The sequence below is a fragment of the Kribbella sp. DT2 genome, from assembly GCF_049844575.1.
GTDB lineage: Bacteria > Actinomycetota > Actinomycetes > Propionibacteriales > Kribbellaceae > Kribbella.
In genome coordinates, this window is the sequence record NZ_JBNCLH010000006.1 from 417431 (window position 1) to 440884 (window position 23454).

Genomic DNA, 23454 nt, shown 5'->3' on the forward strand with positions numbered 1-23454 from the left:
TCAGTTGGCGGCGTAGGTGTCCGCCGGACCGACCGGTCCGGCCGCGGCACGTCCTGCCGGTACACCGCTGCCACCGAGCTCGGCTGCCGCGGCAATGCTGTCCTTCGCGGCCTGTACGACGGCGCCGGCGGTGATGCCGAACTCCGAGTACAGCCGCTTGTAGTCGGCCGAAGCGCCGTAGTGCTCCAGGCTGACGCTGCGCCCGGCGTCGCCGACGAGCTCGCGCCAGCCGAGCTTGATGCCGGCCTCGACCGAGACCCGCGCCCGGACCCCGGCCGGGATGACCGAGTCGCGGTAGGCGTCGTCCTGCTCGTCGAACCACTCGCGGGAGACCAGCGACACGACGCGGGCCTTGATGCCCTCGGCCGCCAGCGTCTCGCGCGCCTCGACGGCCAGCTGCAGCTCCGAACCGGTGCCGATCAGGATCACGTCGGGCGTGCCGTCGGTGTCGAGCAGCGTGTACCCGCCCTTGTGCACGTTCTCCGTGGTGGCGTAGCCGTCGGTCCCGCGCGGGAAGGTCGGCACGTTCTGCCGGGTCAGCACCAGGCCGGCCGGGCGGTCGGTGTGCTCGAGGATCGTCTGCCACGCGGCGGCGGTCTCGTTCGCGTCGGCCGGGCGGACCACGTCCAGGCCCGGGATCGCCCGCAGGGCCGCGATGTGCTCGACCGGCTGGTGGGTCGGGCCGTCCTCGCCGAGGCCGATCGAGTCGTGCGTCCACACGTACGTGACCGGCAGCTTCATCAGCGCGGCCAGCCGGACCGACGGGCGCATGTAGTCGCTGAAGGTGAGGAACGTGCCGCCGTACGGGCGGGTGCCGCCGTGCAGGGCGATGCCGTTCAGCACCGCGCCCATGCCGTGCTCGCGGATCCCGAAGTGCAGGACGCGGCCGTACTCGTTGCCCTGGAACTCCTTGGTGGCGTGCTCGGCCGGGATGAACGACGGCTGGCCCTTGGGCGTCGTGTTGTTCGAACCGGCGAGGTCGGCCGAACCGCCCCACAGCTCCGGCAGCTCCGGTGCGATCTTGGTCAGCACCTCACCGGACGCGGCGCGGGTGGCGACACCCTTGGCGTCGGCGTCCCAGCTCGGCAGCGCGTCCTTCCAGCCGGCCGGCAGCTCGTGCTTGTCGAGCCGCACGTGCAGGGCGGCCTGCTCGGGGGAGGCCTGCTTCCACGCGTCGTACTTGGTGGTCCACTCGGCCTGCAGCGCCTTGCCGCGCTCGACGGCCTCGCGGGTGTGCCCGATCACCTCGTCGGCGACCTCGAAGGTCTGCTCCGGGTCGAAACCGAGCACCTCCTTGGTGGCGGCCACCTCGGCGGCCCCCGCGGCCGAGCCGTGGATCTTGCCGGTGTTCTGCGCGTTCGGCGCCGGCCAGCCGATGATCGTGTGCAGCCGGATGAACGTCGGCTTGTCGGTGACGGCGTGACCGGCCTCGATCGCGTCGTACAGGGCCTGGACGTTCTCCTCGTAGCCCGTGCCGCCTCCTGTCCAGTCGACGTCGTGGACGTCCCAGCCGTACGCCGCGTAGCGGGCGGCGACGTCCTCGGAGAACGCGATGTTCGTGTCGTCCTCGATGGAGATCTTGTTGGCGTCGTAGATCACCGTCAGGTTGCCGAGCTTCTGGTGCCCGGCCAGCGACGAGGCCTCCGAGGAGACGCCCTCCTCCAGGTCGCCGTCGGAGGCGATCGCGTAGATCTGGTGGTCGAACAGGCTCTCGCCCTTGGCCGTGTCGGGGTCGAGCAGACCGCGCTCGCGGCGGGCCGCCATCGCCATGCCGACGGCGTTGCCGACACCCTGGCCCAGCGGACCGGTGGTGGTCTCGACGCCGGGGGTGTGGCTGTACTCCGGGTGGCCCGGGGTCGCGCTGCCCCACGTACGCAGGGACTTCAGGTCGTCCAGCTCCAGGCCGAAACCGGCCAGGTACAGCTGGATGTAGAGCGTCAGGCTGGAGTGCCCGGCCGAGAGGACGAAACGGTCGCGGCCGGCCCAGTGCGGATCGGCGGGGTTGTGCCGCATCACCTTCTGGAACAGCAGGTACGCGGCCGGCGCGAGGCTCATCGCCGTTCCGGGGTGGCCGTTACCGACCTTCTCCACGGCGTCCAGCGCGAGGACCCGCACGGTGTCGACCGCGCGTCGGTCCACATCGGTCCATTCGAGCTTGGTGCTGGTCTTCTCCGTCACGCCGGCGGCGCTCCTCTCGATGGTATTTTTTGAGGCCCGACAGGCCTGCACATCACCATGAGCGAGCCTACTCGTAAGCCTTCTGATCACCCTTCATCCCTCGCAACCCGTATGTCGCCCGTGTTGTTCCCCCAGGGGGCGGTTCGGGACCTCCTACGGGCCGTCGTAGACTCTCTGAACGTCAGCGCCGGTCCCCGGCGTCAACCCCACTGAGTTCGAGGTGTTCGTGACGGCCGTCGACCCGCGTCCAGCCGCGACGACGTCGTACCCGGCGCCGCGACCGACCGAACCGGCTCCCGAAGAGGTGCCCGGCCCGTCGGTGCGCGACGTGATCAAGGCGTACGTCGGTCTGACCAAGCCGCGCATCATCGAGCTCCTGCTGGTGACGACCATCCCGGTGATGTTCCTGGCCGCCGGGGGAGTCCCCGGGCTCGGTGTCGTGGCCGCGACGCTGGTCGGCGGCATCCTCGCCTCCGGCAGCGCGAACACGATCAACTGCGTGCTCGACCGCGACATCGACGAGCAGATGCGCCGGACCCGCCGCCGCCCGCTGCCGCGGCACGCGGTCAGCCCGCGCTCGGCGATGGTCTTCGGGATCGTGCTCGGCGTGCTGGCCACGCTGGAGCTCGGCTTCTTCGTCAACTGGCTGTCGTCGGTGCTGGCCCTGGTGGCCAACCTGTTCTACGTGTTCGTCTACACGATGGTGCTCAAGCGCCGGACCGTGCAGAACATCGTCTGGGGCGGGATCGCCGGCTGCTTCCCGACCCTGATCGGCTGGACCGCGGTCACCAACGAGCTGGCCTGGACGCCGCTGGTGCTGTTCGGCGTGGTGTTCCTGTGGACGCCGCCGCACACCTGGGCACTGGCGATGCGCTACCGCGAGGACTACGCCTCGGTCGACGTACCGATGCTTCCGGTCGTCGCGACCCCGGTCGCGACCGCGCGGCAGATCCTCGTCTACAGCATCCTGATGGTGATCACCTCACTGGCCCTGTGGCCCGTCGCGGACACCGGCTTCGTCTACCCGCTGGCGGCCATCGTGCTCGGCGTGGTCTTCCTCCGCGAGGCGTTCGCCCTACTGGCCCGCGCCAACACCGGCGCCGACGGCGCGGCCCTGCGGCCAATGCGCCTGTTCCATTTCTCGAATATTTATCTCGCCCTTCTCTTCATTGCCGCCGCGATCGACCCGCTGCTGCACTGATCCACTGGTTGCTGTCGGCACCCGTGCGGGTGCGCAGAGTCCTCCCGTTGACCTGCACGGCTCGCGGTGCTGCCATGGGGTGGTCTGTGGAGAACTCCACCCTGGGGAGGCAGACACACTAGGGGGAATCTAGTGGGGGTTACGAAGGCACGTCTGGCCGCTGTCTCGGCGGCCGTGCTGGTCGGATCGGTTCTGGTGGCCGCTCCGTCCGAAGCCACCGGCGGGGGAAGTCTCAAGCCGGTCGTGACCGGCGTCGACTCGCCGCGCGGCGTCTCGACGTACTGGTCGAAGGTCATCTACAGCACCGGCGACGGGTCGGTCTGGGAGGCCTGGTCGAGCGGCCAGAAGATCCGCAAGCTCGGTACGGTCCCAGGTGGTTTCGCACCCGCCATCGACACCAACGCCTGGGGTGCGACGTACGCGCTGACCGGTGCCGGTGGTGAGCCGGGAGCGCCGCCCACTCCGGGGTCGTCGACGCTGTACAAGCTGCGCCCGGGCAAGGCGCCGCTGAAGGTCGCGGACATCGGCAAGTACCAGCTGAAGGATCCGGACCCGTACGACCAGGAGAGCAACCCGACCGAGAGCAACCCGTTCGGCGTCGCGGCGCTGCGGGACGGGACGGTGCTGGTGGCCGACGCCGCCGGCAACGACCTGCTGCGGGTCTGGCCGAACGGACACATCAAGACCGTCGCCCGGCTGAAGCCGCGCACGGTCAAGGTTCCGGCCGGTTACCCGCCGCCGCCGGACTTCCCACCGGCCGGTACGCCGGTCAACAGCGAGGCCGTCGCGACGTCGGTCACGGTCGGCTCGGACGGTTACTGGTACGTCGGCGAGCTGCGCGGCTTCCCGGCCACGCCGGGCACGTCGCAGATCTGGCGGATCAAGCCGGGCTCGGTGGGCGCGACTTGTGATCCGTACAAGCCGAACAAGGGCAACTGCCAGCGCTGGGCGGACGGCTACACGTCGATCGTCGACCTGGCCGGTGGTCCGCGCGGTGCGATCGCCGCCGTCCAGTTGGCACGGGACAGCTGGCTGAAGTGGGAGGCGAGCGGGCAGCCGACCGCTGTCGGTTCGCTGATCGTTCAGTGGCCCAACAAGTGGCACAACGGCGGTCCCCGCAAGGAAGTGGCCCGTGGCAAGCTTCAGCTGCCGGGTGGGGCCGCGTGGAGCAAGTGGGGTGACCTGTACGTCTCGTCGCCCGTGTTCGGTCCAGGAGCGATCTACCGAGTGAAGTAGCAGCTCCCCGAACAGCCCGGGGCGTCCGGCCGTCTCACCCGACCGGATGCTCCGGGTGCTTAGGGGGTGTTGCCCGGTCTCCCGGCAACACCCCCACTACGTCGCGGGAGTGCCGCGTTCGCCGTACACGGCCGTGACCAGCGCGATCAGTGCGGCGGCGAAGAACATGTGGATGAGGACGAGCACCCAGGGCAGGCCGGTGAAGTACTGGGTGAAGCCGACGACGCCCTGCACCAGCTCCATCGCCAGCAGCCAGGCGGCGAGCTTGCGCAGCGTCCGCGAGGTCGCGGTGACCCGGGTCGCGATCACCAGCGCGATCGTGACGCCGAGCAGGGCGAACACGACGTCGGCGTGCAACTGGCTGATCAGCTCCTCGTCGAAACCGTTGCGGCCGGTCTCGGGATCACCCGAGTGCGGGCCGGCGCCGGTGACAAGGGTGCCGAGGGCAACGGTCAGCCAGGCCGCCACGACCGAAGCTGTCGCGAGTGCGCGGACGACCGGGGGAGTGTGTGGATAAGGGCTGGTGCGCGAGCGGCGCATCATCGACACGGTCAACGTGATGATGATCGGCGAGACCAGGAAGTGCGCGGACACGATCCACGGGTTCAGCCCCGTCAGCACGCTGACGCCGCCGATCACGGCCTGCAGCGGGACGCCGAGCGCGGCCGCGGTCGCCAGCCGGCGCAGGTCCTTGCGCTTCGGCCGGTACCGCATCACGGCCAGCCAGGTGCCGATCGCGACGATCGCGACGACGAAGCCGAGCATCCGGTTGCCGAACTCGATCGCGCCGTGGATCCCGAGCTCCGGGTGCGGCACGTACGACGAGTCGGTGCACGACGGCCAGGTCGGGCAGCCGAGCCCGGAGCCGGTCAGCCGGACCAGCCCGCCGGTCACCACGATGCCGATGTTGACGATCACGGACGTCCAGCCCCAGCGCCGGACGACGTCCAGGCTCGGCTCGGGCACCAGTCGCCAGAATCCGGTGACGGGCGGCTCGCTGGCGGGGGCCGGGGTCTCGGTGCTCATCACCGGCACACTCTAATGTGCCTCCCAGAGCAAGCAGTGACGGGTGGGCGGGGTGGCCCCGCCGTGCGTGAGAGGCATCACGTACGGCGTACCGGCTCAGTCCCAGCGGAACGTGCGGGACACCACGTAACCCAGTACGGCGGCCCATAGTGTCAGCGACAGTACGGCGGCCCAGGGGATCACGCCCTGGACGGTGGAGTGGGTGAAGCCGCTGGCCAGCGCAGCGCTCGGCAGGAGGCGGACGACGCCCTGCAGGCCTTCCGGGTACTCGTCGACCGGCGTCATGATCGCGCCGCCGACCAGGAGCAGCAGGTAGAGCAGGTTGGCGGCGGCCAGGGTCGCCTCGGCGCGCAGGATGCCGGCCATCAGCAGTCCGAGCGACGCGAACGCCGCCGTACCGCACAGGACCATCAGCACGATGCCGATCACCGCGCCGGCCCCGCCGACGGGCTTCCAGCCGAGCGCGAACCCCGCGCCGACCAGGACGATCAGCTGGACGAGCTGGATGGCCAGCACCGAGCCGATCTTCCCGGCGAGCAGCCCGGTCCGCGACAACGGCGAGGCACCGAGCCGCTTGATCACGCCGTACCGGCGTTCGAACCCGGTGGCGATCGCCAGCGAGGTGAACGCCGTGGACAGCACGGCCAGCGCCAGCACCCGCGGCACGGCCAGGTCGACAGCAGGTCCGTCACCCAGCGGCAGCCGGTCGCCCAGCCCGGTCCCACCGAGCAGCAGCAGGAGCCCGAGCGGGATAACCAGCGCCAGCAGCAGCTGCTCGCCGTTCCGCAGCAGCAGCCGGAACTCCATCTGCGCGTGCGCGATCACCTTGCGGGGCCAGGGAGCGGAACCGGGCCGCGGGGTGTAGCTGGTGACAGGTGTTTCGGGCACGGTCCTACTCACTTGGCTTCCCGGGCTGGCGGCGCGGTCAGCGCCAGGTAGACGTCTTCCAGAGTCTTGGTGCCGTGCTCGGTCAGGGAGTCCGGGCTGCCGGACGCGATCACCTTGCCGGCCGAGAGCACGTGCACCTGGTCGGACAGCTGCTCGGCCTCGTCCATCGCGTGCGTCGTGAGGACGACGGTGACGCCGTCCTCGCGCAGGTCGCGGATCAGCTGCCAGATCTCGCGGCGCCCGTGCGGGTCCAGGCCGGTGGTCGGCTCGTCCAGGAACGCGATCTCCGGGCGCCCGACGATCGCCAGGGCCAGCGACAGCCGCTGCTTCTGCCCGCCCGACAGCCGCCGGTACGGCGTCTTGCCGCACGTCCCGAGGTCGAGCCGCTCGACCAGCGCCGGCAGCTCGAGCGGGTGGGCGTGCAGCGAGGCGACGTACCGGAGCATCTCGAGCGCCCGGACGCCGGACCACGCGCCGCCCTCCTGCAGCATCACGCCGATCCGTGGCATCAGCTCGTCGTGGTCGGCGATCGGGTCGAGCCCGAGCACCCGGACCGAGCCCGAGTCCGGACGGCGGAAGCCCTCCAGGGTCTCCACCGTGGTCGTCTTGCCGGCCCCGTTGGGGCCGAGCACGGACGTGACTGTCCCGCCGGTTACGGTGAGAGTGAGGCCGTCGACAGCGGTCTTCTCGCCGTACCGGACGACTAGGTTGTCGATCTCCACCGCGACTGGCACGTGTGCAGTGTAGGAAACCCCGCGACGTGACGCTGCTCACGGTCCTGGTTGGGCTGAGGCGGAACGACGTGAACCGGTTAGGGCAGCCTTATTTGAAGGGCCCCGGTAATTACGCGACACTGATGTTGTGAAAACTCCCGCGACGTCCTCCCCCCGGGGGAACAGCCTGCCTTCGGGCAGTGCTCAGGCGCGCGACGAGTCCACCCGGGACCGGGTCGCCCGCTCGATCCTGACCAACGGGCCGTCCAGCGCCGCGGTGCTGGCCGAACGGCTCGAACTGACCCCGGCGGCGGTCCGCCGGCACCTCGACCACCTGCTCGGTGAGGGGCTCGTCGAGTCCCGCGAGGAGCGGATCTACGGACCGCGCGGACGGGGCCGTCCGGCCAAGGTGTTCGTGCTGACCGACTCCGGCCGGCACGCGTTCCACCAGGCCTACGACGACCTGGCCGCGACCGCGCTGCGGTTCATCGCCGAGGCCGGCGGTGACCAGGCCGTGGCGGAGTTCGCCCGGCGCCGGGTCGCCGAGGTCGAGGACCGGTACCGCGAACTGCTGGACGTGGCCCCGGAGAGCGAGAAGGCGGAGGTGCTGGCCCAGGCGCTGAGCAGCGACGGGTACGCCGCCTCCACCCAGCAGGCCGGTGCCGGCGAGCAGTTGTGCCAGCACCACTGCCCGGTCGCGCACGTGGCCGAGCAGTTCCCCCAGTTGTGCGAGGCCGAGACCGAGGTTTTCTCGCGGTTGCTCGGCAAGCACGTTCAACGACTGGCCACCATCGCCCACGGCGACGGTGTCTGTACGACGCACATCCCCGGCTCCCAGCCGGTTTCACCTGTATCCGACGGCGAATCTGCGAGGACTGCACGATGACGCAAACCGCTCACCCGGAGCTCGATGGGCTCGGCACGTACAAGTTCGGCTGGTCCGACAGTGACGCTGCCGGTTCCGTCGCCAAGCGCGGCATCAGTGCCGAGGTGGTGCAAGGCATCTCGACGCTGAAGAGCGAGCCCGAGTGGATGCTCGACCTGCGGATGAAGGGCCTGAAGCTCTTCGACCGCAAGCCGATGCCGTCGTGGGGTGCCGACCTGTCCGGCATCGACTTCGACAACATCAAGTACTTCGTCCGCTCGACGGAGAAGCAGGCCACCAGCTGGGAAGAGCTTCCCGAGGACATCAAGAACACCTACGACCGGCTGGGCATCCCCGAGGCGGAGAAGCAGCGCCTCGTGGCGGGCGTCGCCGCGCAGTACGAGTCGGAGGTCGTCTACCACCAGATCCGCGAGGACCTGGAGGAGCAAGGTGTCATCTTCATGGACACCGACACCGGCCTGAAGGAGCACCCGGAGCTGTTCAAGGAGTACTTCGGCTCCGTGATCCCGGTCGGCGACAACAAGTTCGCCGCGCTGAACACGGCGGTCTGGTCCGGCGGCTCGTTCATCTACGTGCCCAAGGGCGTCAAGGTGGACATCCCGCTGCAGGCCTACTTCCGGATCAACACCGAGAACATGGGCCAGTTCGAGCGGACCCTGATCATCGTCGACGAGGGTGCCTACGTGCACTACGTCGAGGGCTGCACCGCGCCGATCTACAAGTCGGACTCGCTGCACTCCGCGGTCGTCGAGATCATCGTGAAGAAGGGCGCCCGCTGCCGCTACACGACGATCCAGAACTGGTCGAACAACGTCTACAACCTGGTCACCAAGCGCGCCACCTGCGAAGAGGGCGCGACGATGGAGTGGATCGACGGCAACATCGGCTCCAAGGTGACGATGAAGTACCCGGCGGTGTACCTGATGGGTGAGCACGCCAAGGGCGAGACGCTGTCGATCGCGTTCGCCGGCGAGGGCCAGCACCAGGACGCCGGGTCGAAGATGGTGCACAACGCGCCGTACACGTCGAGCTCGATCATCTCCAAGTCCGTCGCCCGCGGCGGCGGCCGGACGTCGTACCGGGGTCTGGTCGAGGTCGCGCCGGGCTCGCACCACAGCAAGTCCACGGTGCGCTGCGACGCGCTGCTGATCGACTCGATCAGCCGCTCCGACACCTACCCGTACGTCGACGTCCGCGAGGACGACGTGGCGATGGGGCACGAGGCGACCGTGTCCAAGGTCAGCGACGACCAGCTCTTCTACCTGATGAGCCGCGGGATGGCCGAGGACGAGGCAATGGCGATGATCGTCCGCGGCTTCATCGAGCCGATCGCCCGCGAGCTCCCGATGGAGTACGCGCTGGAACTCAACCGGCTCATCGAGCTGCAGATGGAAGGGGCCGTCGGCTGATGTCAGCCACCGAAACCCTGGTTGCCACCGGCAACCAGGCGCACTCCCACGGACCGGGCTCCCCGGTGCCGTTGCAGGCCCGCAGCGAGCGGACCACGTCGTACGACGTGGCCGACTTCCCCGTGCCGAACGGCCGTGAGGAAGAGTGGCGCTTCACCCCGGTCAAGGCACTGAAGGCGCTGTTCGCCGACGAGGCCGGCACGGAGACGGTCAAGATCGACGGTCGTGGCCCCGAAGGTGTCGTGATCGAGACGATCGCCGCCGACGCGGTCAAGGCGCTCACCCCGCAGGACCGGATCGCCGCCGTCGCGTGGAAGCACGCCGGTGAGACGCTGGCCGTGCGGATCCCGAACGACGCCGAGCTGACCGAGCCGGTGCACGTGAACATCGCGGGCCTCGGCGGCCGGAGCTTCGGCCACGTGGTGATCGAGGCCGGTCGGCACAGCCGCGGCATCGTGATCCTCGACCACACCGGCGCCGGTGAGTACGGCGCGAACGTGGAGATCGTCGTCGGCGACGGCGCGGATCTCCGGGTCGTGTCGATCCAGCAGGGCGACAACGAGTCGATCCACATCGGCCAGCACGACGCCGTGGTCGGCCGCGACGCGAAGCTCAACCACGTCGCGATCACGCTCGGCGGCAAGATCGTCCGGCTCTCCACCAACGTCCGGTACGCCGGTCCGGGTGGCGACGCCGAACTCCTCGGCGTGTACTTCGCGGAGACCGGTCAGCACCACGAGAACCAGCTGTTCGTCGACCACGAGGCGATCAACTGCAAGAGCAACGTGCTCTACAAGGGCGCGCTGGCCGGTGACCACGCCCGTTCGGTGTGGATTGGCGACGTGCTGATCCGGGCCGCGGCCGAGGGCACCAACACCTTCGAGCTGAACCGCAACCTGGTGCTCACCGACGGCGCCCGCGCCGACTCGGTGCCGAACCTGGAGATCGAGACCGGCGAGATCGAGGGAGCCGGGCACGCCTCGGCGACCGGCCGGTTCGACGACGAGCAGCTGTTCTACCTGCAGGCTCGCGGCATCCCCGAGGACGAGGCCCGCCGGCTGGTGGTGTCCGGCTTCTTCAACGACATCATCGGGCGGATCGGCGTACCGGAGGTGGCCGAGCACCTGCACGAGGTGATCGAGCAGAAGCTGGCCCGGACGGCGGCGCTGACCGAGGCGAGCAAGGCCTGAGCATGAGTGACACGTTCGAGCGCGCGTGTGCCTTCGCCGACCTCCCGGACGAGGGAGTGCTGGCGACCGAGGTCGGAGGCGTGGAGGTGGCCGTCGTGAAGAGCGAGGGCCAGGTCTTCGCCGTCCGCGACGAGTGCTCGCACGCGCAGATCCAGCTGTCCGAGGGCGACGTCGGCAACTGCGAGATCGAGTGCTGGCTGCACGGCTCCCGGTTCGACCTGCGCACCGGCGAGCCGACCAGCCTGCCGGCGTACGACCCGGTCCCGGTCTACCCGGTCCGGCTCGACGGAGACGACGTGCTGGTCGACGTCAAGAACCCCCTGAACCAAGCTTCCTAAGCAGACGGAGATAGAAGAAAACCCATGGCGACACTCGAGATCCGCGACCTGCACGTGTCGGTCGACACCGAGAACGGCCCGAAGGAGATCCTGCGCGGCGTCGACCTGACCATCGCCGGTGGTCAGACGCACGCGATCATGGGCCCGAACGGTTCCGGCAAGTCCACGCTGGCCTACTCGATCGCCGGCCACCCGAAGTACAACGTCACCGGCGGCACCGTGACGCTGGACGGCGAGGACGTGCTGGACATGGCCGTCGACGAGCGCGCCCGGGCCGGCCTGTTCCTGGCCATGCAGTACCCGGTCGAGGTCCCCGGTGTGTCGGTGTCGAACTTCCTGCGCACCGCCAAGACCGCGATCGACGGCGAGGCGCCGAAGCTGCGCACCTGGGTCAAGGACGTCAACAAGGCGCTGGCCGACCTGGACATGGACGCCGACTTCGGCACCCGGAACGTGAACGAGGGCTTCTCCGGTGGTGAGAAGAAGCGCCACGAGATCGTCCAGCTGGAGCTGCTCGACCCGAAGATCGCGATCCTCGACGAGACCGACTCCGGCCTCGACATCGACGCGCTGAAGGTCGTCTCCACCGGCGTCAACCGGTTCGCGGAGAAGGGTGACAAGGGCGTTCTGCTGATCACCCACTACACCCGCATCCTGCGCTACATCACGCCGGACTTCGTGCACGTCTTCGTCGACGGCAAGGTCGCCGAGGAGGGTGGCGCCGAGCTCGCCGACGAGCTCGAGGCCAACGGCTACGAGCGCTTCCTGAAGACAGGCGCCAAGGCATGAGCGACGCCCGGACCTTCAGCAGTCCGCTGGACCTGAACTCGGTCCGGGCGGACTTCCCCATCCTCGCGCGAGTGCTGGCCAACGACTTCCCGCTGGTCTACCTGGACTCGGCCAACACGTCGCAGAAGCCGGTGCAGGTCGTGAAGGCGCTGGAGGAGCACTACCTCCGGCACAACGCCAACGTGGCCCGCGCCATGCACCAGCTCGGTGCCGAGGCGACCGCGGCGTACGAGGGCGGCCGGGACAAGGTGGCCGCGTTCATCGGCGCGGCCAACCGCGACGAGATCGTCTTCACCAAGAACGCCTCCGAGGCGCTCAACCTGGCGGCGTACACGCTCGGTGCCGGCCTGAAGCCCGGTGACGAGGTGGTGATCTCCGAGATGGAGCACCACAGCAACATCGTCCCGTGGCAGCTGGCCTGCGAGCGGACCGGCGCGACGCTGAAGTGGTTCGGCGTCACCGACGACGGCCGGCTGGACCTGTCGAACATCGACGAGCTGATCAACGAGCGCACCAAGGTCGTCTCGCTGACCTGGGTGTCGAACGCGCTCGGCACGATCAACCCGATCACCGAGATCGCCGCCAAGGCGCACGCCGTCGGCGCCGTGATGGTGGTCGACGCGTCGCAGGCCGTGCCGCAGTTCCCGGTCGACGTCTCGACGCTGGGCGCCGACCTGCTGGCCTTCACCGGCCACAAGGTCGTCGGCCCGACCGGCATCGGCGTGCTCTGGGGCCGGTACGACCTGCTCGCCTCGCTGCCGCCGTTCCTCGGTGGTGGTGAGATGATCGAGGTGGTCCGAATGACCGGTTCGACGTACGCGCCGCCGCCGGCCAGGTTCGAAGCCGGTACGCCGCCGATCGCGCAGGCGGTCGGTCTCGGTGCCGCGCTCGACTACCTGTCCGGGATCGGGATGGACAAGGTCGCTGCCCACGAGCAGGCCATCACGGCGTACGCGCTGGAAGGCCTGCAGACCGTGCCGGGGCTGAAGATCCTCGGGCCGACCGAGTCGGTCGACCGCGGCGGCGCGATCAGCTTCGAGCTCGACGGCGTCCACCCGCACGACGTGTCCACCGTGCTGGACACCCGGGGCATCGCGGTCCGCGCCGGGCATCACTGCGCGCGGCCGGTGCACGAGCGGTTCGGAATGCAATCGTCAACCAGAGCGTCTTTCTACCTGTACACGACACCCGAGGAGGTCGACGCGCTCGTCGACGGACTCGGATTTGTCCGTTCCTTCTTCAAGGTGGACTGAGATATGCAGCTCGACAGCTTGTACCAGGAGATCATCCTGGATCACTACCGCAGCCCGCACCACGCGGGGCTCGCGGAGCCGTACGACGTGGAGGTGCACCACGTGAACCCGTCCTGCGGGGACGAGGTCACGCTCCGGGTCGAGCTCGACGGCGAGACCGTGACCGGCGTGACGCACCAGTCGGTCGGCTGCTCGATCAGCCAGGCGGCCACGTCGGTGATGAGCGACCTCGTGATCGGCAAGCCGGTCGCCGAGGGCATGGCGACGTACGAGAAGTTCCTGGAGCTGATGCAGGGCCGCGGGAACGTCGAACCGGACGAGGACGTGCTCGAGGACGGGGTCGCCTTCGCGGGCGTCGCGCAGTTCCCGGCCCGGGTGAAGTGTGCGCTGCTGGGCTGGTCGGCCTGGCGCGACGCCACCGCCCAGGCGCTGGCCAAGACTGAGGGAGTGAGCAATGCCTGACCAGACCGAAGAGAAGATCGAGCTGCCCGAGGTGGACCTCGAGGCAGCCGCGGCCCCGGCCGGCGGCGGTGTCGCCGTCGAGGACGTGACGGAGGCGCTCAAGGACGTCGTCGACCCCGAGCTCGGCATCAACGTCGTCGACCTCGGCCTGATCTACGGCGTGACCGTCGACGACAGCAACACCGCGATCATCGACATGACGCTGACGTCCGCGGCCTGCCCGCTGACCGACGTGATCGAGGACCAGACCCGGATGTCGCTCGACGGCCTGGTCAACGACTTCCGGATCAACTGGGTCTGGATGCCGCCGTGGGGCCCGGAGAAGATCACCGACGACGGCCGCGAGCAGCTGCGCGCGCTCGGCTTCAACGTCTGAGCTTCTCCCCAGTACTGCAAAGCCCGGGTCAGGTGGCCCGGGCTTTCGCATGCCCGGCGCCGGTCCGTGACAATGGACGCATGAGCGAACCCGTGCGCGTGATCCGCGAGGTCGACCTGATCGAGTCCGACCCGACCAGCGGCATGCTCCGGAAGAAGGCGTTCGAGCTGCCGATCCTCTGGGCCGGCCGCGTCGAGACAGCGCCCGGCGCCATCTCCGGCTGGCACCACCACGACCGCAACGAGACCAGCCTGTACGTCGTCTCCGGCATCCTCCGCCTGGAGTTCGACGGCGGCCAGGGCTACCTCGACGCCGAAGCCGGCGACTTCATCCACGTCCCCGCGTTCACCATCCACCGCGAGTCCAACCCGACCGACGAGCCGTCAGTCGCCATCATCGCCCGGGCCGGCGGCGGCATCCCGACCGTGAACGTCGAGGACTTCCGCAGGTGACACGCGTCGTCTCCGTCCCGCCCGAGCGGCTCGACCGCTGGCTGACCGGCTTCGGTGAGCGGCACGGGAGCACGGCGTACGAGGTGGGGCCGGTGGTCGTTCGGCTGGTGGGGGAGGACGGTGCGGTTGCCGAGATCGTCGTGCCGTTCGGTCCGTTGCTCGAGCTGAGCCGGGACGGGCTGGTGGCGCACGTGCTGGCCGAGCGGCGGATCGGGCTGTTGCTCGTACGGCGCGGAGGCTACGGCGCCGGTGTGTTCGTGGGTGGCAAGCTGATCGACTCGAAGGTGGGGTCGCGGCACGTGCAGGGGACGACCAAGGCGGGTGGGTGGTCGCAGCAGCGGTTCGCGCGGCGGCGGGACAACCAGGCGCGGGAGGCGTTCAACGCGGCGACCGAGGTCGCCGTACGGATCCTGGGGCGGGTGAAGCTCGACGCGGTGGTGACCGGCGGAGATCGCAAGGCGATCGAGACGGTGCTGGAGGACCCTCGGCTCAAGCAGCTGCGAGAGCTGGTCCGGCCACCCTTCCTGGGGGTGGCCGATCCCCGGCAGAAGGTCCTCGAGCAGGCCGGTGCCGATGCCCGGGCGATCCGGATCGAGCTGACCGACCCTGAAGCTCAGGCCTCGCCGTAGAGCTTGCGGAAGTCGATCAGCGTGTCGCGGTAGAACTCGTAGTCCTCGGTCAGCCGCTCGCGGGTGAACAGCTCGCGGTCCATCTCGTGCGTGCGCAGGCCGAGCTCGGTCCAGAACCCCTCGTCGGGGACCTCGTCGGCGCCGTCGGGCAGGAACTTCAGCGCCTCGAGCATCGCGTCGCGGGCGAACTCCCAGTTCAGCTCGACCGGCGCGCGGTCCTGGCCGGGCTGCCCGGTGTACTCCAGGTCGGCGTCCTGCGCCCGCCGGGCCCACACCGACGCCAGCTGCACCCAGTCGCCCGCGTCGAGCAGCAACGAGTTGGCCAGGCCGAACCGGGCCTCGCTCAGCCGTGCCGCCTCTTCGGTCCGGTAGAGCACCTGCACCTCGCCGTACGGCGAACTGACCGTCCAGCCGTCCTGGCCCTCGGTCAGGGTGATCTCGGGCGTCGCGGTCACCCGCGGCGCCTCGACGGCGGTGGCCAGCACGCTCAGGTAGACCTCTGCCTCGGCCAAGGTCCTCGCGGTCAGCATCAAACAACTCCCGGATCGCTGTAGCTGTCACGGACGACGAGCAGTCGCTCCACCCGGAACCTACCCGGTTCGGCGTCGCGCAGCGCACGCCCCTCGTCGGTCCAGAAGGCATCCTCCGGTACGGCGTCGCCGTCCGGCGGGACGAACTTGATCACTTCCTCCACCGCCGCCCGGGCGATCAGCATCACCGTCGCGGCCCGCTGGTCCTCGGCGGCGGCGTCCACGGGCACCGAGCCGGCCGCGCTGTCGGCGACCGCCATCCACTGCCCGGCGTCGAGCAGCTCCGACGGTTCGGGCCCCCCGAAGTTCGGGAACGGCCCGACCGACTCGTGCTCCGGCAGCCCGAAGAGGTACTCGCGCGACGCCCCGCAGCCGGAACAGACACCGGAGTAGCTGATCACCAGCTCGCCGTCCTCGTCGGCGAGCCCGTGCTCCCAGGGCGTCTCGATCGAGCCGCAGTCCGGGCACGGGTTGAACTCCAGGAACAGCAGCGTCTCGTCGCCGGTCCGGGCGATCGCGTACGTCGGGTCGTGGTCGGTCACTGCACTCCCATTCCGCTGCCGCGTTTGCCGCGGGCCATCGCCACGTGCCGGGCCGCGTGCGCCTTGGCTTCCTGTGCCTCTTCGGGTGCGTTGTGCGGCGCCGACCGGGTGTGGTCGAGCCCGGTCAGTGCCGACGCCGCGACACCCTTGTGCTCCAGGGCCTCGACGACGGTCCCGCTGAACCGCTCGCCCGCGCCCTTGCCGTCGTACAGCGCCCGCAGGTCGATCTTGTTGTCCTCGGCCAGCATCGCCAGCGAGGGGTGCAGGTTCCCGAACGCCGCGCCGAAGCCGTCGTCGTTCTTGCCGACGCCGACCATCGTGCCGTTCGGCAGCGCGCGGTAGACCTGCTTGCCGCCGCCCTCCTCCTTCATGGTGACGACGACCTCGACCTGCTCCTTGCGCGCCTGGGCCAGGGCGTCGACCAGCGGCCGGTACGGCGCGACGGTGCGCGTCCCGTCGGCCGCGGTGACGACCTCGCTCGCGGTCACCCGCCGGACCGGAACGCGCTTGGCCATCTTCGCCAGCTCGTCGGGGTTCCAGTTCCGCATCGGGGCCTGACCGGCCTCCATCCGGGCCTGCATCTCCTCGAACTGGTGCCGGAACAAGCTCAGCGTCACGACGCCGGTCGCGGCGTTCGCGAAGGTCTTCTCGCGGGTGGTCTTCGACTGGTGGTCGCGGGTCGTGCGCTGTCGCCGGGCATCGACGTGGAAGGTGACCAGCAGCTGGACGGTGACCACCTCCCCGGACTCGTTGGAGTTGGTCTCGTCGCGGTTTCCGGAGGTGTCGGACGTCTTCTCCTTCGCCTGCTCGCCGGCCGACAGTCCGACCTTCACCCCCGTGACCGGGTCGGAGACGTTGACGTTCTGGCTGGTCGGCGCGAGCCGGGTGCTCTCCTGACTGTTGTTGACGCTGACCGCCCTGCGGTGGGCCTCTCCGAGCTGCGCCTGCCCGGAGCTGCCGGAGACGAGCTGGAGACCGGACAGGTCGGCCCGCAGCCGCAGCTGGACCTGCCGCGCACCGTGGCCCGGGACCGGCAGGCCCGGCGTCCACGGGCTGCCGGTGCCGTCGGAACGCTCGAACGCGATCCGGCGGGCACTGCCGTTCAGCTCGTCGCGGATGATGCCCTTGTGCAGCTGGACACCGGCCTGGGTCAGCCAGCGACGGCCGGCCAGCTCGCTGGTGACTCGCGTGACCAGCGCGTCGTCGAAGTTCGGGTCCTCGATCGTCTCCTGCTCGTCGGGCAGGTTGCCGTCCTGGTCGTGCAGCTGGATCCCACGCAGGAACTTCTTCGTCGACAGCGCGACCGGGCGGTGGTCGGTGAAGGCCGGCGCCTTCAGCGGGACCTGGTTGACGTCCGAGGCCGGGACGAGCAGCGTCAGCCGCCCGGTCGCCTCGCGGCGGTGGGACGGGCGGTTGGCGTCGTCGCGCAGGCGGCCGACGGTCTGGCGCAGCCTGCCCTTGGTGTCCGCTCCGGCGCCCGGTGTCTCCCAGACGTCGACGACGAGCCGGACGTCGTGCTCGACCCGCTTGGCCTCCCACAGGCCCCGGCTCAGGTGGGTGCCCTGGTCGACGGTCTGCTCGGTCTCGGTCATGCTCAGCTCGGTGTTCAGACCGGCCGACCCGTCGTCCCCCTCGACCTGTCCGCCTCCGAGCTCACCCTTCCACCCGACGGTCCGGGAGATCGCGCGGCCCTCCTCGGTGTAGTCGTAGCCCTGGAGGATGATCATGGCGTTCGCGTTCTGCTGCGCCTTCTTCGCCTCCTCCGCCTCCTTCGACCCCGGCTTCGGCGTGGGCTTCGGCGGGACCTGCGGAGCGCGCTTCCAGGCCGGTGCCTCGTCGATGGTGATCGGCCCGCTGCGGACCATCCGGACCCGGACCCGGAGGTTGCGCGGCGACGTGCCGGGCTCCTCACCGCCGAAGGGCAGCTCGACGTTCAGGCCGTTCGGGTCCTTGATCTTCTCGGCGTGCCCGCGGTAGCGCAGCCCGGCCAGCTGGCTGCGGAGCGCGGCGCCGACGGCCGGGTCGCGGAGGGCGTCGGGCACGCCCTCGGCGACGGCCGCCTCCACCTCACGCGCCACCGTGGTGACGTTGCCGCCGGCGTCCCGGAAGATGTCCTTGTCGATCAGCCCCGCGCCCATCGTGGTCCGGTAGTGGTCGGGCAGCGTCGCCTCGGCCCGGCGCGCGGCCACCTTCTCCGCCTTGGCGGCGACCTGCTCGAACCCCTGCCGCTTCGACCGCGGCCCGGTCGACTTCGTCGTCCGCCGGAGCAGGACCTTCAGCTTCTCGTCGGTGTGCGTGACGGCGAGCCCGGTGGTGACGCCCTGCTTGTCGCGCTGGTAGCGGCGGATCATCGCCTGAGCGGTCCGCCGGTCCAGGCTGAGATTGCCGTCCTGCAGCCGCTCGACCGCGTCCGACACCTTCTCCAGCGGCAGGTCCAGGTCCTTCTCGCCGTACATCTTCAGCGCGTCCTGCTCCGGGATCGTCAGCATCACCCGGCCGCCGTCCAGCGGGACCCGTTGCGGCCTCGCCAGACCGGACGCCTTGACCCGCGCCTCCAGCTTCAGGTCGGCGACGAACTGGTAGTGCTGGCCGTCCTTGATGTTCAGTCGCTCGACGCCACGGATCGCCAGCTCGCTGCTGGAGCTGGAGATGCTTCCTGAGCGGCTCACACCGACCGAGGCGCTCATGGCGTCACCGGAGGCCTGCGCCGACCCGCTGCCGCCGTCGATGCCCGCGGTGTTGCCGGTCGAGGCGCCGGTGGTGAAGCCGGCGCTGTCGAGGGTGAGGTTGATGTCGCCGATGATCGGGTGCCCGCTGCCGACGTACCGTAGGTTCTCGATCTTGGTGGTCAGCGCGACGCTGCCGCGGCGGGGCGTGAAACCGCGCTGGGCGACCGCTTGCGTCAGGTCCGACGGCGCCGGGCTGACCGCGAGGTCGGTCCTGTACTCGCTGGTGAGCATCTCGGGGTGCGCGTTGAGGTTGCGCACGTTGACGAAGGCTGCCAGGTGGTGCAGGGCGGCGGAGTCGGCCCGCGCGACCGCCGGCATCGCGGCGGTCAGGCGTGCCTCGATGTCGCCGCCGTCGAGGTGCTGCCAGGTCGCCGTCTGCAGCAGTTGCGCGTCGACCTCGCCGTCGATCGCCACGCACTGCGGCTCGCCGCGGTCGCAGAACTCGCTGTCGATCGACACCTTCGCGCTGCCCTCGACGGAGACGATCTCGGAGTCGCCCTCGGAGAGCACCTCGCTGACGGTCAGCGTGTGCGAGATCCGGAAGTCGGCCAGCGGCCCCGAGCTCTCGGTCAGCGTCACGCCGTTGACCGTCGTACCGGTGACCCAGTTGAAGAACCGGCCGAGCGAGGACCGCCCGTACGCCGGTCCGCCGTCCGGCGTACTGCCGGCCTGCCCCTCCAGGGGCTTGTCGCTGAAACCGAGCCGGACCTTCCAGGGCAGCCCCTTCGAGCGGCTCCGGGACCGGCTGGTGGTGTTCGACCCGATGTGCAGGTTGGCGGCGGTTTGCGAGCTGTTCAGCCCGAGCCACCTGGGCTTCCTGGGGCCCGTCTTGTCGAAGTGCTGCTTGATCGCGATCCGGTAGGTCCGCTCCCGGGGCGTGTGCCGGTTCTGGTGCTGGGTCAGCGCGAACGTGATGCCGCTCTGACAGGCCGTGTCGTACCCGGTCTCCAGCCGGTGCCGCGACAGTTGCTGCGCGACCCGCTCGAGGTTGGCCAGCTGGCTGGCGACCAGCGCCGGGTCCTTACCGACCAGCGTGCTCATGATCGGCCGGAACTTGTCGTCCAGCTGCGGCACCATGCCCTCGTCGCTGAGGTGCCGCACGAAGGCCTTGTACGCCGGGTCGGCGCCACGGAGCTTCTGCACCAGCGCGGGCCCGGCGCCGCGCAACTGTCCCTCCCCGTCACCCAGCCAGACCGGGAGGCTCAGCTCCTCACCCGGCTGGGCGCACCCGCGGGTCAGGACGCCCCCGTCCGCGCTGAGCTGCGCCTTGCCGTTCTCGTCGAGCACCAGCGCGGCCTTCGGGACCGGGAGGTCGTAGTCGGCCGCCTCGTTCTCGGGCAGCCGGATCACCGCGTCGCCCGTGTGCCGGACGTCGAACGACACGTCCTGGTCGAGCCGGTGGAAGGTCAGCGTCTTCTTCAGCTTCAGCTTGACCCCGACGGTCTGCTCGGTGCGCTGGACGCTCGGGTGGATCGCGACGTCGCTGACGCTGAGGCTGTCACCGCGGGAGACCGACCGGCCGCCGCGCAGGACCGGGCCGAAGTCGGTCGTGCCGTCACCCAGGTCGGACACCCCCGTGCCGAGGGTGGCCGTGACCGAGGAAGACGTCCCGAAGGACTGGCTGCCGCTCGCGCCGGAGAAGCCGACCCGGATCCGCTCGATCTTGTGGTCGGGGGAGCTGTCGCTGAGCAGCTCGGCGGAGTCCTTGTCGACCTCCACCTCGAACTGCGCGTACGCGACCGCGCGCCCGTTGTTGTAGATGACCCGGCCGAAGCCGCCCGTCCGGCTCGCCTCGGTGAGCGAGGCCGGCGCGTCCTCGGTGCAGAGCGCGCGGATCTGGTCGTGCGCGGTCCGGTCGAGCGAGCCGATCCGGGCCTGCAGCCCCGCGATGCCCTGGTCGGCCAGCTCGTCCACGCCGTCGACCCGCGTCGCGACGTGCTCGGGCAGTTCCTCGGCCCGCACCAGGTCGACCGCGGGGTCGACGTCCGGCCCGAACTCGAGATCGTCCAGCCGGACGGTGTCCTCCGGCGGGGCGACGGTGTAGCTGTGGCTGATCCCGAGCACGAGCTGGGTGGAGTCCTCGGCATCGCCTGCGTCGACCACGTTCGTCTGCGACCACGGCGCGGTCACCCCCTCGCGGACCTGCCAGCGCCACTGCGGGGCGTCGGCGGCGTAGCGCAGGATCTCGTCGTTCAGGATCTCGACCGCGCCGTAGAGGCCGTTCTCCTGGGCGCTCGTGGAGACCGAGTGGGTCTGGCCGACGGCGAACTCGAAACCGGGCGTGACGACGTTCGAGACGGCCTTCAGCGCGCTGTGGTCGGGAAAGACCGACGTCAGGGTCTTGAGGCCGGCGCCACCGTTCTCGCCGAGTGACTGGACAGTGGTCGTCGCGACGCTGAAGCCGCCCTGCCGCAGCTGGGCCAGCGCGCCCTCGTCGAAGGTCAGCGGCGATCCCATGACCTCGCGCAGCTCACCGGGGCTCAGCTTCAGCTTGAACTGGACCAGGGTGTCGACGTCGGCGCGGGGGTCGTTACCGACGGTGAGGAGCAGGCCGTCCGGTGCGAGCACCCGCCGGGTCCTCGACCGGAGCTCACGGTGCAGCATCTCCGGCGTGAAGCGGAAGGGACTCTTCCGGGCGGCCAGCTCCTGGTTGAGCTCGCGGGTGAGCCTGGTCAGGTGCGGGATGCGGCCGGACGTGATGGCGGTGTGCTGGATCTCCGGCGACGGCAGGGTGGCCGCGGCGGCGGTCCGGTACGCCGAGACCTTCTCGGTCGCCGCCTGGGCCAGCTGCTTGATCTCCGGCCCTGGCGTGCCGCCCGAGGCCTCCAGCTCGTCCAGCTTGGTCAGCAGAGCGCCGTACGCCGTACCGGCCTCGCGGGCCTTCGTCGCCGCGACGTCGCAGGTCTTGGCGATCGTCGTGTGCCGCCCGGCCTTCCTGGTCGACGACGCCGCCGCGTTCCGGAGCTTCCGCCCACGCACGGGCGCGGCGGAGTCGTTGCGACCTTCCTCGACCACTGCTTCTTCGACCGACAGCGTGGCCGCCGCGGTGGCAGCCTTGGCCGTCGTACGGCGGAACTCCGCGCGGCTGTCGAGCGCTCCGGCGGCCTTCTCGAGGCCGGCCATCTCCTGGACCACCTGCTCGCGCAGGTGCGCCGGTGTGTTCGGTGCGGGCGGAGCCGGCACGGTCTGGGGCTGGGCGACGACGTGCAGTGCGCGGGGCGAGTCGGGAAGTGCGGGAGCCGGCCGTCCGGTCCGCTCGATCGCCTTGGCCAGCTGCTCGAGCTGGCCGCGCAGCCGGGTCAGCTCGGCCTGGTCAGGCGTGGCCTGGAGCTGCGCTTCCCGCCAGTTGCGACTGACCAGCCGGAACTGGTCGTACTGCCCTGCCGCCCGCCGTTCGCGGCCCTGGAACTGGGGGAACTGGGCGCTGAGCCTGCCGACGAGGGTGGTGGGCGGCTTGGTGCTGATCTCCCGGAGGGTCCCACCGATCTGGCTGGTCCAGACGCGGGGGAGCTGCTCGGCCGGCACCCGGCCGGCGATCCGCACCACGTGCGGGTCGTTCAGGGTGCCCGCGCGCACTGTGGTCTGCGCGACCAGGCGGCCCGGGGGCTCTTCCTCTGCCACCCGGAAGTACTGGGGGCCGTGCTCGGCGGTGGTGACCAGAGCGAGCCGGCGGTTGGTGACGTCGTTCGGGATGGTGATCTCGCCGGGCAGGTCGCCGGGCTGGACGGACCTCAGGGCAGCGAGCGCCTCCGGAGGAGTCAGCCTCGGCTCGGACTCCGGGCGGCCCGTTGCGGTCAGCCCGCCGACAGCCGGTGTGACGGCTGTGCGGGCGCCTTCGGCCTTGCGGTGGCGCGCTCCGGCCTGACGCCGGTGCCGGCCTGTCCCGGTCGGTCGTCGTACGACAGCTGGGGGAGTGCCCGGGCGACCGAGCAGCTCGGCCTCGCGCTGGATCGTCGCGGCCGCGCTGACGGTGTCGGCGACCAGGGGAGGGTGTTGAGCGGCCCGCTCGGCCGACAGACGCCGTACGGCGGAGTCGGTGGTGAGCGGGTTGGTCTCCAGGACGTTCCGCAGGACCGTCCTGGCCTCGTCCCGCACGCCCTCGTTGACATCGGGCAGGTCGAGCAACTGGTCCAGTGCGACCGTCGCTCCGTCCACCGGCGACGAGCCGCCGCGGGTGTGGTCGACCTCCGCGCCCAGTGCGGCGACCGCCTCCACCAGGAGACGCTGGTCGCTGATGTCCTCGCGCGCGGCCATCGCGGCCAGCCGCCGGTCGAGCCGGTCCATCGCCGCCTGCTCCAGCAGCTCACCAGCGCCGCCGAGCCGGACCCGGCCGTCGTCGAGCGCGACGGCCTCCGGCGAAACCACTCCCAGTGCGACCCCCAGGGCCGCGCGCGCCCGCTCGTGCGGTGTGAACCGCAGTCGCGTACCGCCGGCCGGCGAAGGGCCCTCCGGTGACTCGGTCATCGCTGCTCGCCCCCTCGTCGATCACTTCATTGTGACGTCCGTGTGACCGCAAAGTAACCGTTCGGGTTCCATCGGGCAACCAAGTACCGATCTCGATCCCGAAACGGTGGGTGATTGACATGCCCCGTCCACTGTCGTTGCCTGATGCATCAACCTGGGTGTG

Annotated in this window: 19 protein-coding genes; 12 read left to right on the top strand and 7 right to left on the bottom strand. The window is 70.1% G+C overall.

Annotated elements, in window-relative coordinates:
• The gene (tkt, locus tag ACLQ2O_RS26530) at positions 1–2178 is read right to left on the bottom strand and encodes a transketolase (protein ID WP_425836029.1); all 2178 of its coding nucleotides are present in this window, start codon (positions 2176–2178) and stop codon (positions 1–3) included.
• Between the two features lie 226 nt (positions 2179–2404).
• On the opposite strand from tkt, the gene ACLQ2O_RS26535 reads away from it, so the two are divergent.
• Positions 2405–3379 (top strand): heme o synthase, encoded by a 975-nt coding sequence (locus ACLQ2O_RS26535; protein ID WP_425836031.1) that lies wholly within the window; start codon positions 2405–2407, stop codon positions 3377–3379.
• A gap of 132 nt (positions 3380–3511) precedes the next feature.
• On the top strand, positions 3512–4615 hold the full coding sequence (locus ACLQ2O_RS26540; protein ID WP_425836033.1) for a ScyD/ScyE family protein: 1104 nt from the start codon (positions 3512–3514) through the stop codon (positions 4613–4615).
• Positions 4616–4711: 96 nt separating this feature from the next.
• Here the strand turns inward: ACLQ2O_RS26540 and ACLQ2O_RS26545 are convergent, their stop codons facing one another.
• The 3 genes from ACLQ2O_RS26545 to ACLQ2O_RS26555 all read right to left on the bottom strand — a co-directional run bounded on the left by ACLQ2O_RS26545 (position 4712) and on the right by ACLQ2O_RS26555 (position 7263).
• Positions 4712–5641: a COX15/CtaA family protein gene (locus ACLQ2O_RS26545; protein ID WP_425836035.1), complete on the bottom strand. Its 930-nt coding sequence runs from the start codon at positions 5639–5641 to the stop codon at positions 4712–4714.
• Between the two features lie 96 nt (positions 5642–5737).
• On the bottom strand, positions 5738–6529 hold the full coding sequence (locus ACLQ2O_RS26550; RefSeq protein WP_425836037.1) for an ABC transporter permease: 792 nt from the start codon (positions 6527–6529) through the stop codon (positions 5738–5740).
• Positions 6530–6537: 8 nt separating this feature from the next.
• Positions 6538–7263 carry an ABC transporter ATP-binding protein gene (locus ACLQ2O_RS26555; protein ID WP_425836039.1) on the bottom strand — a complete coding sequence of 242 codons (726 nt, stop codon included), beginning with the start codon at positions 7261–7263 and terminating at the stop codon, positions 6538–6540.
• 166 nt (positions 7264–7429) lie between these two features.
• On the opposite strand from ACLQ2O_RS26555, the gene ACLQ2O_RS26560 reads away from it, so the two are divergent.
• The 10 genes from ACLQ2O_RS26560 (at position 7430) to ACLQ2O_RS26605 (ending at position 15026) form a co-directional block, all read left to right on the top strand.
• Complete coding sequence (locus ACLQ2O_RS26560; RefSeq protein ID WP_425836518.1) at positions 7430–8128, top strand: helix-turn-helix transcriptional regulator; 699 nt, start codon at positions 7430–7432, stop codon at positions 8126–8128.
• On the top strand, positions 8125–9537 hold the full coding sequence (gene sufB, locus ACLQ2O_RS26565) for a Fe-S cluster assembly protein SufB (protein WP_425836041.1): 1413 nt from the start codon (positions 8125–8127) through the stop codon (positions 9535–9537). The genes ACLQ2O_RS26560 and sufB overlap by 4 nt, the downstream gene beginning before the upstream one ends.
• Entirely contained in the window at positions 9537–10727 is a 1191-nt protein-coding gene (gene sufD, locus ACLQ2O_RS26570; protein ID WP_425836043.1) for a Fe-S cluster assembly protein SufD, read from the top strand. The genes sufB and sufD overlap by 1 nt, the downstream gene beginning before the upstream one ends.
• Positions 10728–10729: 2 nt before the next feature.
• A complete protein-coding gene (locus tag ACLQ2O_RS26575; protein WP_425836045.1) occupies positions 10730–11065 on the top strand; it encodes a non-heme iron oxygenase ferredoxin subunit in 336 nt (111 codons plus the stop codon).
• A gap of 24 nt (positions 11066–11089) precedes the next feature.
• Positions 11090–11854, top strand: a complete 765-nt coding sequence (gene sufC / locus ACLQ2O_RS26580; RefSeq protein WP_425836047.1) for a Fe-S cluster assembly ATPase SufC — start codon at positions 11090–11092, stop codon at positions 11852–11854.
• Entirely contained in the window at positions 11851–13107 is a 1257-nt protein-coding gene (locus ACLQ2O_RS26585; protein ID WP_425836049.1) for a cysteine desulfurase, read from the top strand. The genes sufC and ACLQ2O_RS26585 overlap by 4 nt, the downstream gene beginning before the upstream one ends.
• A 3-nt stretch (positions 13108–13110) precedes the next feature.
• Positions 13111–13569, top strand: coding sequence for a Fe-S cluster assembly sulfur transfer protein SufU (gene sufU, locus ACLQ2O_RS26590; protein ID WP_344171432.1), 459 nt, complete (start codon positions 13111–13113; stop codon positions 13567–13569).
• Positions 13562–13945: a metal-sulfur cluster assembly factor gene (locus ACLQ2O_RS26595; protein ID WP_425836051.1), complete on the top strand. Its 384-nt coding sequence runs from the start codon at positions 13562–13564 to the stop codon at positions 13943–13945. Before sufU ends, ACLQ2O_RS26595 begins: the two co-directional genes overlap by 8 nt.
• Before the next feature lie 80 nt (positions 13946–14025).
• A complete protein-coding gene (locus ACLQ2O_RS26600) occupies positions 14026–14397 on the top strand; it encodes a cupin domain-containing protein (protein WP_425836053.1) in 372 nt (123 codons plus the stop codon).
• Positions 14394–15026: an acVLRF1 family peptidyl-tRNA hydrolase gene (locus tag ACLQ2O_RS26605; RefSeq protein WP_425836055.1), complete on the top strand. Its 633-nt coding sequence runs from the start codon at positions 14394–14396 to the stop codon at positions 15024–15026. Before ACLQ2O_RS26600 ends, ACLQ2O_RS26605 begins: the two co-directional genes overlap by 4 nt.
• Here ACLQ2O_RS26605 and ACLQ2O_RS26610 read toward each other — a convergent pair.
• From ACLQ2O_RS26610 to ACLQ2O_RS26620, 3 genes are read right to left on the bottom strand one after another with little or no spacing between them, the layout of a single operon-like run.
• Positions 15011–15556, bottom strand: coding sequence for a hypothetical protein (locus ACLQ2O_RS26610; RefSeq protein WP_425836057.1), 546 nt, complete (start codon positions 15554–15556; stop codon positions 15011–15013). The genes ACLQ2O_RS26605 and ACLQ2O_RS26610 overlap by 16 nt on opposite strands.
• Positions 15556–16098 carry a hypothetical protein gene (locus ACLQ2O_RS26615; RefSeq protein ID WP_425836059.1) on the bottom strand — a complete coding sequence of 181 codons (543 nt, stop codon included), beginning with the start codon at positions 16096–16098 and terminating at the stop codon, positions 15556–15558. The genes ACLQ2O_RS26610 and ACLQ2O_RS26615 overlap by 1 nt, the downstream gene beginning before the upstream one ends.
• Positions 16095–23291 carry a hypothetical protein gene (locus ACLQ2O_RS26620; RefSeq protein WP_425836061.1) on the bottom strand — a complete coding sequence of 2399 codons (7197 nt, stop codon included), beginning with the start codon at positions 23289–23291 and terminating at the stop codon, positions 16095–16097. Before ACLQ2O_RS26620 ends, ACLQ2O_RS26615 begins: the two co-directional genes overlap by 4 nt.
• Positions 23292–23454 lie beyond the last annotated feature (163 nt).

What these genes read in the sequence shown, in the direction of transcription:
- ACLQ2O_RS26545 (WP_425836035.1), bottom strand. Translation starts at nt 5,641, where the DNA reads ATGAGCACCGAGACCCCGGCCCCCGCCAGCGAGCCGCCCGTCACCGGA.
- sufB (WP_425836041.1), top strand. Translation starts at nt 8,125, where the DNA reads ATGACGCAAACCGCTCACCCGGAGCTCGATGGGCTCGGCACGTACAAG.
- sufD (WP_425836043.1), top strand. Translation starts at nt 9,537, where the DNA reads ATGTCAGCCACCGAAACCCTGGTTGCCACCGGCAACCAGGCGCACTCC.
- ACLQ2O_RS26575 (WP_425836045.1), top strand. Translation starts at nt 10,730, where the DNA reads ATGAGTGACACGTTCGAGCGCGCGTGTGCCTTCGCCGACCTCCCGGAC.
- sufC (WP_425836047.1), top strand. Translation starts at nt 11,090, where the DNA reads ATGGCGACACTCGAGATCCGCGACCTGCACGTGTCGGTCGACACCGAG.
- ACLQ2O_RS26585 (WP_425836049.1), top strand. Translation starts at nt 11,851, where the DNA reads ATGAGCGACGCCCGGACCTTCAGCAGTCCGCTGGACCTGAACTCGGTC.
- sufU (WP_344171432.1), top strand. Translation starts at nt 13,111, where the DNA reads ATGCAGCTCGACAGCTTGTACCAGGAGATCATCCTGGATCACTACCGC.
- ACLQ2O_RS26595 (WP_425836051.1), top strand. Translation starts at nt 13,562, where the DNA reads ATGCCTGACCAGACCGAAGAGAAGATCGAGCTGCCCGAGGTGGACCTC.
- ACLQ2O_RS26600 (WP_425836053.1), top strand. Translation starts at nt 14,026, where the DNA reads ATGAGCGAACCCGTGCGCGTGATCCGCGAGGTCGACCTGATCGAGTCC.
- ACLQ2O_RS26610 (WP_425836057.1), bottom strand. Translation starts at nt 15,556, where the DNA reads ATGCTGACCGCGAGGACCTTGGCCGAGGCAGAGGTCTACCTGAGCGTG.
- ACLQ2O_RS26620 (WP_425836061.1), bottom strand. Translation starts at nt 23,291, where the DNA reads ATGACCGAGTCACCGGAGGGCCCTTCGCCGGCCGGCGGTACGCGACTG.